The organism is Cryobacterium sp., from assembly GCF_025463825.1.
Classification (GTDB): Bacteria; Actinomycetota; Actinomycetes; order Actinomycetales; family Microbacteriaceae; genus Cryobacterium.
On the sequence record NZ_JAODBG010000093.1, the window covers coordinates 17,267 to 33,399 of the forward strand.

Consider the following 16,133-nt stretch of genomic DNA (forward strand, 5'->3'; position numbering starts at 1 on the left):
GAAGGAGTGCGGTGAAAGGAAAAAGGAGGTTACGGCTTGGACAGCTCTTCGATGGTGTCCTCGGCGTCGCCGAGGGCGGCGTGCAGCTCGGCCTCCCGCTTGCGGTAGCCCTCGGAGATGGCCTCACCGAACTCGCGGGTCTTGGCGTCCAGGTCGGTGAAGAAGCGCTTGCCCTGCTGGGTCTTATTGACCTCGTGGGCGACGACGAAGCCGATACCGACGCCGACGAGCAACCAGATGAAGTTCTTCATGGCATTTTCTCCCTGTGTTGTGGATGTGGTGACCGACGGCCGGAGGCTGGCTGGTGTATGCGGGCGCGGCCCGGACGGTCAGGGTTTCAAGCGTAGTGGACTACTTCTTGCCTCGGCGGGGTCGGGAGGCCGTGAGCGCGGCACGCACGGCGGCGGAGAACCCGGCCAGCTTGATCAGGGGTCCGCCGACGGTGGCGGCGAAGAGTGCGACCATGGCCGACACGTTCCCGGTCAGCTCGGCCACGTTGGTGGTGATGGTATCCAGGGTTGCCAGCTGATGGTTCGTCTGTGCGAGCGTGCTGGTCGTTTCCTCCAGGAGCGGCGTCACATTGGAACTCAGGTCGCGGATCGCCAGGGTCGTCTCATCGAAGACGCGGCCCAGCTTGATCAGCGGGATGGCGAGGAATGCCACGAGGATCGCGAACACTCCCGCGGCAATCAGGCCGGCAATATCTCCACCAGTCATAGGACACCATCCATCTCAGGTCGACCGATCTCGGGCACCGAACATGCGCACAGAACGCAAAAGGGCGGATCACGTAGGTGATCCGCCCTCCAGCGTAGTTCAGTTCCGGTGCGGCTGGCCGCCCGGACGGTGACTAGCGTGCTGCGTAGTACTCAACGACGAGCTGGACTTCACAGGTCACGGGGATCTCGATGCGCTTCGGAGCGCGCACGAGGCGGGCCTGGAGCTTGTCGAGCTCGACCTCGAGGTACGGCGGGAGCTTGGGCAGCAGGTCGACGTGACCGCCGGCCGCGGCAACCTGGAAGGGCTCGGTGCCCTCGCTCTTGGCCTTGACGTGGATGAGCTGGCCCGGCTTCACGCGGAAGGAGGGACGGTCGACGAGCTGGCCGTCGACGAGGATGTGGCGGTGCACAACCATCTGACGGGCCTGGGCGGTGGTGCGGGCGATGGCCGAGCGCACGAGGAGGGCGTCGAGACGGGTCTCGAGGATCTCAACCAGGTTCTCACCGGTCAGTCCCTGGCGACGGCGCGCTTCTTCGAAGGCGATCTTGAGCTGGGCTTCGCGGATGCCGTACTGGGCGCGTAAGCGCTGCTTCTCGCGCAGACGCACGGCGTAGTCCGAATCGGTCTTGCGCTTGGTGCGGCCGTGCTCGCCCGGAGCGTAGGGACGCTTCTCGAGGTACTTGGCGGCCTTCGGGGTGAGGGCGATGCCCAGGGCCCGCGAGAGGCGGGTCTTGCTGCGGGTGCGTGACTTGGTAGACACAGTGTCCTTTCGGATGGAATTGGAAAATGGATACCGAGGCGGATCGGGCGAACCTGGTGAAGGGCAAGCCGGAGCGTCTCGGGAGATCAGAGGGGTGGGTGCCACGGGCCGCCCGGCTACAGGGCGAATCCACTCCAACGGTGGTGTCGCGACGCAGCCGCATGACGAAACCAGTTGTAGGCGAGGTCAAGGTTAGCACGTGTCTACTGACCCCGGATGATTTTGCGCAGCTTGGCCAGGCGCGCTGAAACATCGCGTTCGTTGCCGTGTTCGGTCGGTTGGTAATACTGCGTGCGGCGGAGTTCGGTGGGCAGGTAGTCCTGTTGCAGCACGCCGAGCGCGTCGTCGTGCGGGTACTTGTAGCCCTTGCCGTGCCCCAGTCGCTTCGCGCCCGGATAATGCGCGTCGCGCAGGTGCTTGGGCACCCGGCCGGTGTTGCCGTTGCGCACGTCGGCGATGGCGGCGTCCAGGGCCATATAGGCGGCGTTGGACTTCGGGGCGCAGGCGAGGTGCACCACGGCCTGCGCCAGCGGGATGCGGCCTTCCGGCATGCCGATGTACTGCACGGCGTCGGCGGCCGCGATGGCGATGACCAGCGACTGCGGGTCGGCCATGCCGATGTCTTCCGAGGCGAGCACGATGATGCGCCGGCAGATGAAGCGCGGGTCCTCGCCGGCTTCGATCATGCGGGCCAGGTAGTGCAGGGACGCATCCACGTCTGAGCCGCGCACCGACTTGATGAAGGCGCTGATGACGTCGTAGTGCTCGTCACCGTTCCGGTCGTAGCGCAGCAGTGCCCGGTCGACGGCGAGCGAGACGATCTCGGTGGTGATGACGGGCTTGTCGCCCTCGACGACCTCGGTCGTGGCGGCGGACACCGAGGCCGCCTCGAGGGCCGTCAGCGCCCGGCGGGCGTCCCCGGACGCGAGCCTGATGATCGCGCCGCGGGCCTCGGGGTCGAGCACGAACCTGTCGGCCAGGCCCCTGGCGTCGGTGACGGCGCGGTCCACGACGATGCCGAGGTCGTCGTCGCTGAGGGTTTCCAGGGTGAGCAGCAGCGAGCGGGACAAGAGCGGCGAGATCACCGAGAACGATGGGTTCTCGGTGGTGGCCGCGACCAGGATGATGATGCCGTTCTCCACGCCCGGCAGCAGGGCGTCCTGCTGGGCCTTGCTGAACCGGTGGATCTCATCGAGGAAGAGCACCGTCGACAGCCCGTACAGGTCCCGGCTGGTGCGCGCCTCCTCCATCACCTGCCGCACGTCCCGCACCCCGGCGGAGACGGCGGACAATTCGACGAACCGGCGGCCGGAGCTGTGCGCGATCGTCTGCGCCAGGGTGGTCTTGCCTGTTCCGGGCGGCCCCCAGAGAATGACCGACACGGAGCCCTGCTCCCCCGACTTGTCATTGGCGAGACTCACCAGCGGCGACCCCGGGGTCAGGAGGTGGCGCTGGCCGGCGACCTCGGCCAGGCTCTTGGGGCGCATGCGCACCGCGAGCGGCGTCGCGCCGGTACGAAGGCCGGGCTGGGCAGAAGACATGGCTCCAGCGTAGTTTGTGCCGCCGACAGCCCGATCCCGCGCCGGTCGGGCGGCGCAGGCCACCGTGGACAGGAAACCGACACCGGTTTTCGCCGCCGGCCACGGGTGCGTAGAGTTGCGGTTGTTCCGGGCCGTCGACGCCCGGATGCCTATCTACCGCCGCAGGCGGCACCTGGAGGATTTCCGTGGCACCGAGCAGCAAACAGGAACGCGAAGCCCGCGAAGCACGAGGCCGCGTTCGCGCGTTCCAGGCCCGCAAGGCCGTGAACGAGCACCAGCAGAAGCGCCGGGTGCGCGACAACATCATCGCCGGCGCGGCGCTGCTGGTCGTTCTCGTGCTGCTGGTGGGCGCGCAGCTGTTCTACTTCAACGGCGGCCCGGGCACCCCCTCGCCCGAAGCCGCGGCCACGGCAACCCCGACACCGACTCCCACGGCGGGCACGGTCACGCCGACCGCTGGCGCGAACGCCGGCGAGGTGCCCTCCAGTGAGCTCGCCGAGGGCCGCACCTGGACCGGAACGCTGACCCTCAACGACATCCCGTTGGGTGTTGCACTGGATGGCGCGCTCGCGCCCCAGGCCGTGTCGTCAACGATCAGCCTCGCGCAATCCGGCTTCTACGACGGGGTCAGCTGCCACCGGCTCACCAACGGCGGCTTCTCCGTGCTGCAGTGCGGCGACCCGGCCGGCGACGGAACCGGCGGCCCGAATTACTTCTACGGCCCGGTGGAGAACGCCCCGGCCGACGACCTCTACCCGGCCGGCACCATCGCCATGGCCAGGTCCGACGACGGTTACAGCCACGGCAGCCAATTCTTCATCGTCTACGACGACACCACCATTCCGGCCGGCGAGGCCGGCGGGTACACGGTGATCGGCACGGTCACCAGTGGACTGGACGAGCTCGAGGCGGGCATCGTCGACGCCGGTATCGCCGACGGCAGCACAGACGGCGCACCGACGGTCCCCACCACGATCACCGCATTCACGCTCCAGTAACCCGTCCTGCGATAACAGTTCGGTCGATTCCGCCGACCGACGCGCACGCTTGCAATAGGCTTGTGCGGGTATTGGCTTGTGTCAGTACTGGCTTGTCCAGGGATTCACCCGCTGCGGGTATCAACGCCGCGGGGAATCAACCAAATCATTAAGGTGAGGCTCTTGACTACGACAGATCAGCAACCATGGGGTCGCGTAGACGAATCCGGCACTGTCTACGTGCGCGAAGCCGACGGGGAACGCGCCGTCGGCCAGTACCCGGATGCGACCCCGGAGGAGGCACTGGCCTACTTCGAGCGTAAATATGTCGAGCTGAACGGGCAGGTCACCCTGCTCGAGCAGCGCGCGAAGGGTGGTGCTCCCGCTGCGGACATCGCCAAGTCGGTCGCGAACCTCTCCAAGTCGGTTGCTTCGGCGAACGCGGTCGGCAACCTCGCCGCCCTCGCCGAACGCCTCGGCGCGCTGGGTGGCACCGTCTCCGAGCTCACCGAGCAGCAGAGCGTAGAAGCCAAGGCGGCCGGTGCTGCCGCCGTCGCCGAACGTGCCGGGATCGTCGAAGAGGCCGAACGCCTCGCCGCCGAAGACCCCGCCAAAACGCAGTGGAAGCAGACCAGCGCTGCCCTCGACGCGCTCTTCGCCAAGTGGCAGGCCCACCAACACGACGCTCCGCGGATCCCCAAGGGTGAAGCCAACGAGCTGTGGAAGCGATTCCGCGCCGCCCGCACCACCATCGAGCAGAACCGCAAGGCGTTCTTCGCCGAGCTGGACAGCGCCCACAAGGACGTCCGCAACCGCAAGCAGCAGCTCATCGAGAAGGCCGAAGCCCTCGCGCCGCAGGGTGCGGACGGCATCCCCGCCTATCGCAATCTGCTCGAGGACTGGAAGGCCGCCGGCCGCTCCGGCAAGAAGCAGGACGACGCCATGTGGGCGAAGTTCAAGGCTGCCGGTGACGTGCTCTACTCGGTCAAGAGTGAGATCGACGCCCAGGACAACGAAGAGTTCGCCGGTAACCTCGTGGTCAAGCTCGATCTGCTCACCGAGGCCGAATCGCTGCTCACCGAGACCGACCGGGTCAAGGCGCGCGAGCAGCTCAGCTCCATCCAGCGCCGCTGGGACGCCGCAGGAAAGGTCCCCCGCGACCAGGTCAAGCCGGTCGAGGAGCGTATGCGCAAGGTGGAAGCCGCCGTCCGCAAGCTCGACGACGACCACTGGAAGCGCAACAACCCCGAGACCAAGGCGCGCGCAGAGGGCCTCGCCGGCCAGCTGCACGATGCGATCGCCAAGCTGGAGGCCGAACTGGCCGCCGCGGAGGCGACCAAGGACGCCCGCAAGATCAAGGACGCCACCGAGGCGCTCGAGACCCGCAAGGCGTGGCTGAAGGCCATCGGCCAGTAACGCTCGGACCTTCACCGAGGCCCGGTTGTCCACAGAACGGGACCGACGAATCCATCCACAGATTCGCCGGTCCCGTTTCTCGTGCTGCCGGTTATCCGGCACGCTGGTGCGATGACTCCCCTGGTGCCCGCTGCGCTGACCGAAGCCGACCTGCCGCTGGCCGAGCTGGTCTGTGCCCGCCTCGATGGGGAGCTCTTCGCGCTGGCCGGTTCCTGGTGTCCGGTCGATGCCCCGGACGGGCCGGTCACCCGGGCCGGCGCGATCCAACGGTCCGCACCCCGCCGCGCTGCCGCCGAACGGCTCACTGCGGCCTGGATCTTCGGCCTGGCGGCTGAACCGGCGGAGCACCAGTTCTGTGTGGACGTGGGCGCTCGAACCGGCAACCGCCCCGGTGCCGGAGCGCAGCTGCGTGAGGTGCGGCTCGGCAGCGCCGACACGGTCCGGTTGGGCCGCCTGCTGGTGACCACTCCCCTGCGCACCGCCATCGACCTGGCCCGGTGGGGGCCCGCACCCGGCCACCGTGCCGACACCGTCCTGATCGCCGCGTTGCTGGCGCGGGCGGGGATCGACTCTGGCGAACCGGTCCTGGCGGGTCGGCGCGGAATGTCGTTCAGCCGGATTGCCGCCGCGCAGCTGGCCGCCGCCGCGCGGTTGAATCACCCGGCCCGGTTGCCCGCCGGCTCAGCCGTCGCTGACTCGGTACACGTCGTAGACGGCGTCGATCCGGCGCACGGCGTTCAGCACCCGGTCGAGGTGGGTGGTGTCCCCCATCTCGAACACGAACCGGCTGATCGCCAGGCGGTCGCTTGACGTGTGCACCGTGGCCGACAGGATGTTGACGTGGTGCTCGGAGAGCACCCTGGTGACGTCGGAGAGCAGTCCCGAGCGGTCCAGCGCCTCGATCTGGATCTGCACCAGGAACAGGCTCTTGGAGGTCGGCGCCCAGTCGACATCGATCATCCGCTCCGGTTCCTTGAGCAGTTCCTGCACGTTGTGACAGTCGAATTGGTGCACGGAGACGCCGGACCCGCGGGTGATGAAGCCCACGATCTTGTCACCGGGAACGGGAGTGCAGCAGCGGGCCAGCTTGACGAGGATGTCGGGGGCACCGCGCACCAGGATGCCGGAGTCGTTGTTGCGGAGCGTCTGGGTGCGCCCGTTCGGGGTGAACGGCAGGTCGGTGGCGTCGCTCTCCTCCACGCTCTGCAGGGTTGCGACCACTTTCTCCAGAACCGACTGGGTGGAAACGTGCCCCTCGCCGACGGCGGCGTACAACGCCGACACGTCTTCGTAGCGCATGACAGCGGCCACTTCGGCGAAGGAGTCCTGGTTCATCAGCTTCTGCAACGGAAGGTTCTGCTTGCGCATCGCGCGCGCAATGGCGTCGCGGCCCTGCTCGATCGCTTCGTCTCGGCGTTCCTTGGTGAACCACTGGCGGATCTTGTTGCGCGCCCGGGGGCTCTTGACGAAGTTCAGCCAGTCCTGGCTCGGCCCGGAGTCGGGGTTCTTCGAGGTGAACACCTCGACGACGTCACCGGTGGTGAGGGAGCTCTCCAGCGGCACCAGCCGGCCGTTCACCTTCGCCCCCATGGTGCGGTGGCCCACCTCGGTGTGCACAGCATAGGCGAAGTCCACCGGGGTGGCGTCGGCGGGCAACCCGATCACGCGCCCCTTCGGCGTGAAGACGTAGACCTCCTTGGCGCCGATCTCGTAGCGCAGGGAGTCCAGGAACTCGTTGGGGTCGGCGGTTTCGGCCTGCCAGTCGGAGATGTGGGCGAGCCAGGCCATGTCGGTGTCGCTCTGCGGGCCGGGGCCCGAGCTCTTGCCGTTGACCTGCTCCTTGTACTTCCAGTGCGAGGCGACACCGAACTCGGCGCGCTCGTGCATCTCCTGGGTGCGGATCTGAATCTCGACGGGCCGGCCGCTCGGGCCGAGCACCGTGGTGTGCAGGGATTGGTACAGGTTGAACTTGGGGGTGGCGATGTAGTCCTTGAAACGACCGGGCAGCGGGGTCCAGCGCGCGTGGATGGCGCCCAGTACGGCGTAGCAGTCGCGCACGGAGTTCACCAGGACGCGGATGCCGACCAGGTCGTAGATCTCGTCGAACTCCCGGCCCCGCACGACCATCTTCTGGTAGATCGAGTAGTACTGCTTGGGCCGGCCGGCCACCTTGCCGCGGATGCGCGCGGCTTTGAGGTCGTCGTTGATCGCGTCGATGACGTACTGCACGAATTCTTCGCGCTGCGGCGTGCGCTGCTTGACCAGGCTTTCGATCTCGGCGTACAGCTTGGGATAGAGAACGCCGAAGGAGAGGTCTTCCAGTTCCCACTTGATGGTTTGGATGCCGAGCCGGTGCGCCAGCGGTGCGTAGATCTCGAGGGTTTCGGTGGCCTTGCGGATCGCGGACTCGGCGGGGACGAAACCCCAGGTGCGGGCGTTGTGCAGCCGGTCGGCGAGCTTGATGATCAGCACCCGGATGTCCTTGGACATCGCGACGATCATCTTGCGCACGGTCTCGGCCTGTGTCGAGTCGCCGTACTTGACCTTGTCGAGCTTGGTGACGCCGTCCACGAGCATGGTGATCTCGTCGCCGAAGTCGGCACGCAACGCATCCAGCGTGTAGTCGGTGTCCTCGACGGTGTCGTGCAGCAGGGCCGCGGCCACGGTCTTGGGCCCGATGCCGAGGTCGGCGAGGATCTGCGCGACCGCGACGGGGTGGGTGATGTACGGTTCGCCGCTCCGGCGCTTTTGGCCGTCGTGCGCCCGCTCTGCCGCGGTGTACGCGCGCTCGATGATCGAGAGGTCCACCTTGGGGTGGTGGGTGCGCACGGTCTTCAGCAGCGTGTCCACAGCCCCGACGGGCTGCGCCCGCGAGAAGATCCGGGGAACCAGGCGGCGCAGGGACGCGGTGGATGGCGTTGTAATCTCAGTCATCTCGTTACCTCATTCCCTGGCGCCAATTATCCCTGAACTAGCGGATAAACGTGAAACCCGGGTGGCGGACCGCGTATTCCCGCGCGGAGGGGAAGCTCACGCGGGAACGTCCGCGAGGGAGGTTCCGGTCGCTTTCGCCTTGAGGGCGAGCGCCTTCTTGTCGCGCTTGCGGATCCCGGGCTCGTTTTCGCGCAGCTGGGCGTACAGCGGGGCCGCGATGAAGATCGTCGAGTAGGTTCCCACCAGCATGCCGATGAGCAGGGCAAGGGAGATGTCCTGCAGAGTGCCGGCCCCCAGCACGAACGCACCGATGACGAGAATCGACGCGACGGGCAGCACAGCGACGATCGACGTGTTGATCGAGCGGACGAGGGTCTGGTTGACGGCGAGGTTGACCGAGTCGGCGAAGGTCCGGCGGGACTCGGGTCCGTCCTCCCTGGTGTTCTCACGGATTTTGTCGAACACCACGACGGTGTCGTACAGCGAATAACCCAGGATGGTGAGGAATCCGATCACCGCTGCGGGGGTGATCTCGAACCCGGTGATGCCGTAGAAACCGGCGGTGATCACGAGGTCGTGCAGCAGCGCGATCATCGCGGCGGCGGCCATCTTCCAGGTGCGGAAGTACAGGGCCATCACGACTCCGGCGAGCACCAGGAAGGTCAGCAGGGCCCGGATGGCCGAGCCGGTGATGTCCTGGCCCCAGGACGGGCCGATGAAGGACGAGGTGACCTGGGCCGGGTCAACCCCGTACGCCTCGGCCAGGGCTTCGCTCACGGCCCGTGATTCGGTCTTGGTGAGCTGGTCGGTCTGCACCCGGATGCCGTCGGTGCCGACGGCGGAGATCTTCGGCGCGGCCGCAGGAACCACTTTGGCCACGGCGTCGGCTGCGGGAGCCTGGTCTTGGCTGGAGAGCGCCGAGACCTCGAACTCCGATCCGCCGGTGAACTCGATGCCGAACGAGAAGCCGCCGCGGAGGACGGGGACGAGGACGGCGATGAGGATCATAACGCCGGCGATCGAATACCAAAGCTTCCGGCGGGCGACGATGTTGAACGACAGCTTGCCGGTGTGCAGGTCGTTACCGAACTGGTTGAAGCTGGCCATTAGGAATCCTTCCCGTCGGTCGGCTTAGAGCCGGTGCCGATGAGCTCAGCCGCCTTGCGTTCGGCGATGGTCTGGCGCTTCGCGGCTTCCTTACCGGAGGCCGCCTGCTTGCGGGAGGCCACCTCCGCGGGAGCCTGGAACTGGGCCCGGCCGCGGTAGACGGCACCGAGCGCGCGCGGGTCGAGCCCGCTGAGCTTGTGGCCGTCGCCGAAGAATTTGGTGCGGGCGAGGAGTTGGAGCGTCGGGTGGGTGAACAGTGCGACCACCAGCAGGTCGACCAGGGTGGTCAGGCCCAGAGTGAGCGCGAACCCGCGGACGTTGCCGACGGCGAGGATGAACAGCACGGCGGCGGCCAGGAAGTTCACGGTGTCGGACGCGATGATGGTGCGGATGGCGCGGCGCCAGCCGGATTCGACCGCCGAGACCAGGCCGCGGCCGTCCCGCAGCTCGTCGCGCACGCGTTCGAAGTAGACGATGAACGAGTCGGCCGTGATACCGATGGCCACGATCAGACCCGCAACGCCCGCAAGGGACAGCCGGTAGTCTTCCCGCCAGGAGAGCAGCGTGATCAGGAAGTAGGTGATCACGGCGGCGACACCCAGCGACGCGACGGTGACCAGACCGAGGAGCCGGTACTGCACCAGGGAGTACAGCACGACGAGGATCAAGCCGATGAGGCCGGCGATCAAACCGCTCTGCAGCTGCGTGGAGCCGAGGGTGGCCGAGATGGTGTCCTGGCTCTGCACGGTGAAGCTGATCGGCAGTGCGCCGAACTTGAGCTGGTCGGCGAGGGCTTTCGAGGTGTCCTGGTCGAACGAGCCGGTGATCTGCGGCTTGCCGTCGGTGATGACGGCGAGGGTCTGCGGGGCGGAGATGACGCTGCCGTCGAGCACGATCGCGAACTGGTTCTGGGCGCCGGTGAGGCCGCTGAGCCGGGTGGTCACGTCGGCGAACGCCGTGGTGCCGGTGCGGTCGAAGACGATGTTGACGGCCCACTCGCCGGTGGTCGCGCCACTCTGCGTCTGGACCTGGCCGTTGCTGGCGTCGGAGATGTTCTCGCCGCTCACCTCGACCGGGCCGAGGATGTACTTGACGCTGCCGTCGGTCTCGCAGGTGACGAGGGGCTGGTCGGCCGGTGCGACGACGGTGGTGTCGATGTCGCTGCACTGGAAGCTGTCGAACTGCGCCTGCAACGCCGGCGTGATGTTGTTCAGGTCGCTGGCGTCGGTCGGGGCGACCGAGGGCGTGGTGGCCGGCTCGGGCGTGGCCTCGGCCGCGGGATCAGCAGCGGCGTCGGTGGCTGGATCGATGGCCGCATCCGTGGCACCGGGAGTCGCCGTCGACTCATCGCCGACGCTGTCAGCAGAGGGAGCCGAGGCCACCAGCACCGGTCGGAACTCCAGCTTGGCCGACGACTCGATGCGATTCAGGGTGGCCTCGTCGGGCGTGCCGGGGATCGACACGACGATGTTCTGCCCGCCCTGGGTGTTGATCTCCGCTTCGGAGACACCGGAGGAGTCGATGCGCTGTCGGATGATCGACACGGCCTGGTTCAGCTGCTCGTTGGAGACGGTCTGACCGGACTCGAGCTTGGGGGCGAGGATGATCTGCGTGCCGCCCTCGAGGTCGAGGGCAAGCTTCGGCGTCCACGATCCGCCGCCGGTCAGCACCCCGGCTCCGTTGAGAGCGATGAGACCGACGATGATCACGCCAAGCCAGGTCAGCGAGCGCCAGGCCTTCTTGGTCGGAGACGACTTAGCCACCTATTGAACTCAGCTTTCTTTGCTCGTGCCCACGCCGAACGGCGCGGGCACGGAGAGGGGTTTGTTACGCGTCGCCCTTTTTGGGTTCGGTGTTTGTGTCGTGTGCCTCGTCGGTCGTGGGCTCGAAGGGAGCCTGCTCGAACGCGGTGCGCTGGCCGAACTCCGGCTCGGCCACGACGGACGGGGTTCCGGCATCCGTGTCGGCGGTCTCGTCCAGGACGACATCGTCGCCGACGACGACGGGCTCGACCACGCGGGCGATGGTCTGGCGGTGGATCTGCACGATCGTGCCGGGTGCGATCTCGAGGGCGACCTTGTTCTCTTCTTCATCGATCGACACGATGGTGCCGTAGAGGCCGAAGTTGGTCATGACGTCGGCGCCGGCCACCATTTTGGACTGCAACGCCAGCGTGTCCTTCTGGCGCTTGCGGCCGTTGCGGAACATGAAGAAAACGAGCAGCGCCAGGGCGGCGAGCATGACAAGAGTCAACGGATCCATAGAACTGGGAAACCTTCCCGCAAGCGATTCAAGACCGCAGCAGAGTAGTGGTGCAGGGCATGTGGGGAATGGCACGACAAAGATGCGGACCAACCTGAATTATAGGACATCCAAGGTGAGCGCAGCCTGAGGATTGCTCAGGCCGAAGTGCCGCCACGCTGCGGCAGTCGCGACCCGTCCGCGCGGGGTGCGCGTGAGGAAGCCTATCCGTACCAGGAAGGGCTCGACGACCGATTCGATGGTCTCCGGCTCCTCGCCGACCGATACGGCGAGGGTGTTCAGGCCGACCGGGCCGCCCGCGAAGCGGGTGAGGACGATGTTCATGACCTCGCGGTCCAACCGGTCCAGTCCGATTTCGTCGACGTCATAGAGTTCGAGGGCGGCGTGCACCGCTGCCAGGTCGGCGCCTCCGCCGTGCACGAGTGCGTAGTCCCGTACCCGGCGCAGCAGCCGGTTGGCGATGCGCGGTGTTCCGCGGCAGCGCCCGGCGATTTCGGCGATGGCCTCACGGTCGATGGCCAGCCCGAGGAGCGCTGCGGCCCGCACGAGAACCAGTTCCAGTTCGGCGTCGGCGTAGAACTCCAGGTGCGCGGTGAATCCGAACCTGTCGCGCAGGGGGTTGGGCAACATGCCGGAGCGGGTGGTGGCGCCCACCAGGGTGAACGGGGCCAGGTCGAGGGGCACGGAGGTGGCGCCGGCGCCCTTGCCCACCATGATGTCGATGCGGAAGTCTTCCATCGCCAGATAGAGCATCTCTTCGGCGGACCTGGCCATCCGGTGGATCTCGTCGATGAAGAGCACCTCGCCGGGTACCAGGGAGGACAGCACCGCCGCCAGGTCGCCGGCGTGCTGGATGGCCGGACCGCTGGACATCCGCAGCGGGCGGTTGCCCTCGTAGGCGATGATCATGGCCAGCGTGGTCTTGCCGAGTCCGGGCGGGCCGGCTAGCAGGATGTGGTCGGGGGTGCGCTGCTGCATCGACGCGGCGGTGAGCAGGAGCTGCAGCTGGCCGCGCACCTTCTGCTGGCCGACGAACTCGGCCAGGCTCTTGGGGCGCAGGGCCCCCTCGAAGGCGAGTTCGGCGTCGCCCTCGAGGGCCGGGTTGGTCAGTTCGACGCCGGGATCCTGGGTCATGAGCGGCGCTCCGCGGCGTTGGCGGTGCCGGCGTGTTGCGCAGGACCGAGTTTGGCGAGGGCGAGGCGGAGCACGGCGGCGACGCCGGCTTCCTCGACGTCGAATTCGGCGGTGCTGCCGACGAGGATCTCGTCGACGGCCTGCGCGGCCACCCGTTCCGACCAGCCCAGACCGATCAAGGCGGCCTGCACGCTGGCGCCGACGGTGGCCGTGGCGACACCGGGGCGGCCGGGTGCGGCGGGAGTCGCGGTGACGGCGACTTTTCCGATCAGGGACAGCACGATGAGCTTGGCGGTCTTGGGCCCGATGCCGCTGACCTTACGGAATACCGCGTCGTCCTCCGCGTTCACGGCCGTGGCGATCTGGTTCGGGGTGAGCACGGCGAGGACGCCGAGCGCGGACTTGGGTCCCACACCGGTCACGCCCACGAGCAACTCGAAGACGGCGAGTTCGTCGGCGCTGGGAAAACCGTACAGGGTCAGGGAATCCTCGCGCACGATCAGGGTGGTCGAAAGGCGGGTTTCAGTGCCGATGCGTGACGAGAGGGCCGTGGCGGGGGTGACCTGCACGGCGAGTCCCACGCCGCCGACCTCGATCACGACGGTCGTGCCCAGGGCGGAAAGGACTGGGCCACGCACAGAAGAGATCACCTATTCAGCCTACGGGGCGCCGCCGACGTTCCCGCCGCCGGACCCGGCGCGTTGCGCTCGGCGTCTCGCCAGGCCTTCTGCGCGGGAGTGAGCGCGACGGGGCTCAGGGAGGGGGTGGAGCGCTTGCCGGCGGCGACGGCGCCGGTCGTGGGCAGCACTCCCCCAGCCGCGCCGGTGCGCCAGGCGTGGCAGATGGCGAGGGCGAGCGCGTCGGCGGCGTCGGCCGGTTTCGGGATCTCGGCAAGACCCAGCACCCGGGCCACCATGGTGCCCACCTGTTTCTTGTCTGCGGACCCGTATCCGGTGATCGCCGCCTTGACCTCGCTGGGGGTGTGCAGGGTGACGGTGAGGCCGCGTTTGGCGGCGAGCATCAGCGCCACCCCGCTGATCTGGGCGGTGCCCATGACTGTGCTGACGTTCTGTTGCGCGAAAACCCGCTCGATGGCCACGAAGGCCGGCTTGTGCGTGTCCAGCAGTTCCTCAAGGCCCTCGCTAATCAGCAGCAGCCGGCGCTCGAGGGACAACTCCGGAGAGCTGCGTAGCACCTGAACGTCGACCAGAGTGGCCGAACGGTTTGCCGCGACGTCGACGATGCCGACGCCGCAACGGGTCAGGCCGGGGTCGATGCCCAGCACCCTGACCGTCATCCGGGAACTATTCGCTGTCGGCTTCGAGTTCGGCCTGGACCGCGTCGGTCAGGTCGTAGTTGCTGTAGATGTTCTGAACGTCGTCGAGCTCCTCGAGCGCGTCGATGAGGTGGAACACCTTGCGGGCGGTCGCCGCGTCGACCTCTATCTTGAGCTGCGGCACGAAGGCGATGTCGGCGGAGTCGTAGTCGATTCCGGCGGTCTGCAGCGCGGTGCGGGTGGCGACGAGGTCCTGGGCCTCGCTGAAGACCTCGAACTTCTCGCCGTCGTCGATGACCTCCTCGGCTCCGGCGTCGAGGACCGCGGCGAGCACGTCGTCTTCGGTGACGTCGTTGCCCTTCGGAACCACGACGATGCCCTTGCGGTGGAAGTTGTAGGCGACACTGCCCGGGTCGGCCATGTTTCCGCCGTTGCGGCTGACCGTGGTGCGAACCTCGGCGGCGGCACGGTTCTTGTTGTCGGTGAGGCACTCGATCATGATGGCGACGCCGTTGGCGGCGTAGCCCTCGTACATGATCGTGGTGTAGTCGACGACCTCACCGGAGAGGCCGGCGCCGCGCTTGACGGCGCGGTCGATGTTGTCGTTGGGGACCGAGGTCTTCTTGGCTTTCTGGATCGCGTCGACGAGGGTCGGGTTTCCCGACAGGTCGGCGCCGCCCATCCGCGCCGCGACCTCAATGTTCTTGATCAGCTTGGCGAATGCCTTGGCCCGACGCGAGTCGGTAACGGCCTTCTGGTGCTTGGTGGTCGCCCACTTGGAATGCCCGGACATGAATCTCCCGATAGTCGCTAACTCGTGCAACGCGCGTGACGCGTCGTCTGCTGGCACCACGATCGTGCTGACCGCTCAGTGCCCTGCCAGTCTAGCCCGGGTGCCCCAGGGCCGACCCGCGCCTCACCGGTCGGTGGGGACGGCGAGGATCTTGTGCAGGGTGCGCAGGTTCCGGTTCGTGGTGGTGGACTTGAACCTGGCCTTCGCCGCGAGGAGGCTGAGCGGACTCTTGATGCCCACGGCCCGGCGGACCTGCCAGTACAGTACGCCGGAACCGGGCTGCACTCGCTCGTCGGCGGGGTCCAGGGTCGGGGCGGCCTGGAGCAGTTCGTCCAGGCGTTCCTGGGCCGAGCCGAACAGGATGTAGGAGTGCCAGCCCTCCCGGTCCTCGAACGGGTAGGCCTCCACGGCCGCCGCCAGCTGAGCCCTGGTGAGCAGCACCACCCAGGCCTCGTAGCCGAACGCGTCGGTGAGGGCGGCCTCGAGGCCCGCCTTGACCGCGGCAGCATCGGACTTCTCGCTGTCGAACACCACGTTGCCGCTGGCGAGCACGGTGGTGACGCTGGTCATCCGCCCAGTTTGGCACCGCATTCCCGCCGGGCGGAGAACCTAGCCGCGGAAGGCCGCCGAAAGCACCTTCTGCAGGAAGTACTCGTGGAAGCGGTGCTCCCCTGTGATCTCCGGATGGAAGGACGTTCCGAGCAGGTTGCCCTGTTCGACGGCGACGCAGCGGCCGTCGGCGACCGTGGCCAGCGCGGTGGCCAGGGGCCCCACGCTCTCGACGACGGGTGCGCGGATGAAGGCGGCGTGCACGGGAACCGCACCGAGCGCCGGAATGTCCAGGTCGGTTTCGAACGAGTCCGCCTGGGAGCCGAACGCGTTCCGGCGCACGCTGATGTCGAGGCCGCCGAGGCTCTGCTGCCCGCGGATGGCGTCGAGCACCGTGTCGGCGAGCATGATCAGGCCTGCACAGGTACCGTAGACCGGCAGCCCTGCTCCGATGGCGGCGCGCAGCGGTTCGGCCAAGCCGAACATGCGGGAGAGTTTGTCCATAACACTGGACTCCCCGCCCGGGATCACCAGGCCGTCGACGACGGCCAGCTCCTCGGGGCGGCGCACGAGCACCACGTCGCTGCCGAGCGAGCTCAGCACGGTGGCGTGCTCGCGAAAGTCGCCCTGCAGGGCGAGTACTCCAACGGTCATGAAGCGGGTG

Annotated in this window: 16 protein-coding genes; 2 read left to right on the top strand and 14 right to left on the bottom strand. The window is 67.5% G+C overall.

Features of this window, described 5'->3' with window-relative positions; genetic code table 11:
- Positions 1 to 29: 29 nt before the first annotated feature.
- From JWP54_RS11240 to JWP54_RS11255, 4 genes are all read right to left on the bottom strand, one after another.
- Positions 30 to 251, bottom strand: coding sequence for a hypothetical protein (locus tag JWP54_RS11240; RefSeq protein ID WP_297371894.1), 222 nt, complete (start codon positions 249 to 251; stop codon positions 30 to 32).
- Positions 252 to 351: 100 nt separating this feature from the next.
- Positions 352 to 717 (bottom strand): DUF948 domain-containing protein, encoded by a 366-nt coding sequence (locus JWP54_RS11245; protein ID WP_297371897.1) that lies wholly within the window; start codon positions 715 to 717, stop codon positions 352 to 354.
- Positions 718 to 850: 133 nt separating this feature from the next.
- Entirely contained in the window at positions 851 to 1,480 is a 630-nt protein-coding gene (gene rpsD, locus JWP54_RS11250; protein WP_088456307.1) for a 30S ribosomal protein S4, read from the bottom strand.
- 203 nt (positions 1,481 to 1,683) lie between these two features.
- On the bottom strand, positions 1,684 to 3,021 hold the full coding sequence (locus JWP54_RS11255; RefSeq protein WP_297371905.1) for a replication-associated recombination protein A: 1,338 nt from the start codon (positions 3,019 to 3,021) through the stop codon (positions 1,684 to 1,686).
- Between the two features lie 185 nt (positions 3,022 to 3,206).
- On the opposite strand from JWP54_RS11255, the gene JWP54_RS11260 reads away from it, so the two are divergent.
- Positions 3,207 to 4,019, top strand: coding sequence for a peptidylprolyl isomerase (locus tag JWP54_RS11260; protein ID WP_297371908.1), 813 nt, complete (start codon positions 3,207 to 3,209; stop codon positions 4,017 to 4,019).
- Between the two features lie 162 nt (positions 4,020 to 4,181).
- The gene (locus tag JWP54_RS11265; protein ID WP_297371911.1) at positions 4,182 to 5,414 is read left to right on the top strand and encodes a DUF349 domain-containing protein; all 1,233 of its coding nucleotides are present in this window, start codon (positions 4,182 to 4,184) and stop codon (positions 5,412 to 5,414) included.
- A gap of 681 nt (positions 5,415 to 6,095) precedes the next feature.
- Here JWP54_RS11265 and JWP54_RS11270 read toward each other — a convergent pair.
- From JWP54_RS11270 to pdxT, 10 genes are all read right to left on the bottom strand, one after another.
- The gene (locus tag JWP54_RS11270; protein ID WP_297371914.1) at positions 6,096 to 8,348 is read right to left on the bottom strand and encodes a bifunctional (p)ppGpp synthetase/guanosine-3',5'-bis(diphosphate) 3'-pyrophosphohydrolase; all 2,253 of its coding nucleotides are present in this window, start codon (positions 8,346 to 8,348) and stop codon (positions 6,096 to 6,098) included.
- Between the two features lie 96 nt (positions 8,349 to 8,444).
- A complete protein-coding gene (gene secF, locus JWP54_RS11275) occupies positions 8,445 to 9,455 on the bottom strand; it encodes a protein translocase subunit SecF (protein ID WP_297371917.1) in 1,011 nt (336 codons plus the stop codon).
- Positions 9,455 to 11,218, bottom strand: coding sequence for a protein translocase subunit SecD (gene secD, locus JWP54_RS11280; protein ID WP_297371920.1), 1,764 nt, complete (start codon positions 11,216 to 11,218; stop codon positions 9,455 to 9,457). Before secD ends, secF begins: the two co-directional genes overlap by 1 nt.
- Positions 11,219 to 11,282: 64 nt before the next feature.
- Positions 11,283 to 11,717 carry a preprotein translocase subunit YajC gene (gene yajC, locus JWP54_RS11285; RefSeq protein ID WP_297371922.1) on the bottom strand — a complete coding sequence of 145 codons (435 nt, stop codon included), beginning with the start codon at positions 11,715 to 11,717 and terminating at the stop codon, positions 11,283 to 11,285.
- 99 nt (positions 11,718 to 11,816) lie between these two features.
- The gene (ruvB, locus tag JWP54_RS11290; protein WP_297371924.1) at positions 11,817 to 12,851 is read right to left on the bottom strand and encodes a Holliday junction branch migration DNA helicase RuvB; all 1,035 of its coding nucleotides are present in this window, start codon (positions 12,849 to 12,851) and stop codon (positions 11,817 to 11,819) included.
- A complete protein-coding gene (ruvA, locus tag JWP54_RS11295) occupies positions 12,848 to 13,501 on the bottom strand; it encodes a Holliday junction branch migration protein RuvA (RefSeq protein ID WP_297371927.1) in 654 nt (217 codons plus the stop codon). The genes ruvB and ruvA overlap by 4 nt, the downstream gene beginning before the upstream one ends.
- Positions 13,498 to 14,148 carry a crossover junction endodeoxyribonuclease RuvC gene (gene ruvC / locus JWP54_RS11300; RefSeq protein WP_297371930.1) on the bottom strand — a complete coding sequence of 217 codons (651 nt, stop codon included), beginning with the start codon at positions 14,146 to 14,148 and terminating at the stop codon, positions 13,498 to 13,500. Before ruvC ends, ruvA begins: the two co-directional genes overlap by 4 nt.
- 7 nt (positions 14,149 to 14,155) lie before the next feature.
- Entirely contained in the window at positions 14,156 to 14,920 is a 765-nt protein-coding gene (locus JWP54_RS11305; protein WP_297371933.1) for a YebC/PmpR family DNA-binding transcriptional regulator, read from the bottom strand.
- Between the two features lie 123 nt (positions 14,921 to 15,043).
- Positions 15,044 to 15,490: a DUF1697 domain-containing protein gene (locus JWP54_RS11310; protein WP_297371936.1), complete on the bottom strand. Its 447-nt coding sequence runs from the start codon at positions 15,488 to 15,490 to the stop codon at positions 15,044 to 15,046.
- Between the two features lie 39 nt (positions 15,491 to 15,529).
- On the bottom strand, positions 15,530 to 16,123 hold the full coding sequence (pdxT, locus tag JWP54_RS11315) for a pyridoxal 5'-phosphate synthase glutaminase subunit PdxT (RefSeq protein ID WP_297371940.1): 594 nt from the start codon (positions 16,121 to 16,123) through the stop codon (positions 15,530 to 15,532).
- Positions 16,124 to 16,133: the final 10 nt, after the last annotated feature.

What these genes read in the sequence shown, in the direction of transcription:
- ruvB (WP_297371924.1), bottom strand. Translation starts at nt 12,851, where the DNA reads ATGACCCAGGATCCCGGCGTCGAACTGACCAACCCGGCCCTCGAGGGC.
- JWP54_RS11270 (WP_297371914.1), bottom strand. Translation starts at nt 8,348, where the DNA reads ATGACTGAGATTACAACGCCATCCACCGCGTCCCTGCGCCGCCTGGTT.
- JWP54_RS11255 (WP_297371905.1), bottom strand. Translation starts at nt 3,021, where the DNA reads ATGTCTTCTGCCCAGCCCGGCCTTCGTACCGGCGCGACGCCGCTCGCG.
- JWP54_RS11245 (WP_297371897.1), bottom strand. Translation starts at nt 717, where the DNA reads ATGACTGGTGGAGATATTGCCGGCCTGATTGCCGCGGGAGTGTTCGCG.
- JWP54_RS11305 (WP_297371933.1), bottom strand. Translation starts at nt 14,920, where the DNA reads ATGTCCGGGCATTCCAAGTGGGCGACCACCAAGCACCAGAAGGCCGTT.
- JWP54_RS11310 (WP_297371936.1), bottom strand. Translation starts at nt 15,490, where the DNA reads ATGACCAGCGTCACCACCGTGCTCGCCAGCGGCAACGTGGTGTTCGAC.
- ruvC (WP_297371930.1), bottom strand. Translation starts at nt 14,148, where the DNA reads ATGACGGTCAGGGTGCTGGGCATCGACCCCGGCCTGACCCGTTGCGGC.
- pdxT (WP_297371940.1), bottom strand. Translation starts at nt 16,123, where the DNA reads ATGACCGTTGGAGTACTCGCCCTGCAGGGCGACTTTCGCGAGCACGCC.
- yajC (WP_297371922.1), bottom strand. Translation starts at nt 11,717, where the DNA reads ATGGATCCGTTGACTCTTGTCATGCTCGCCGCCCTGGCGCTGCTCGTT.
- JWP54_RS11240 (WP_297371894.1), bottom strand. Translation starts at nt 251, where the DNA reads ATGAAGAACTTCATCTGGTTGCTCGTCGGCGTCGGTATCGGCTTCGTC.
- secF (WP_297371917.1), bottom strand. Translation starts at nt 9,455, where the DNA reads ATGGCCAGCTTCAACCAGTTCGGTAACGACCTGCACACCGGCAAGCTG.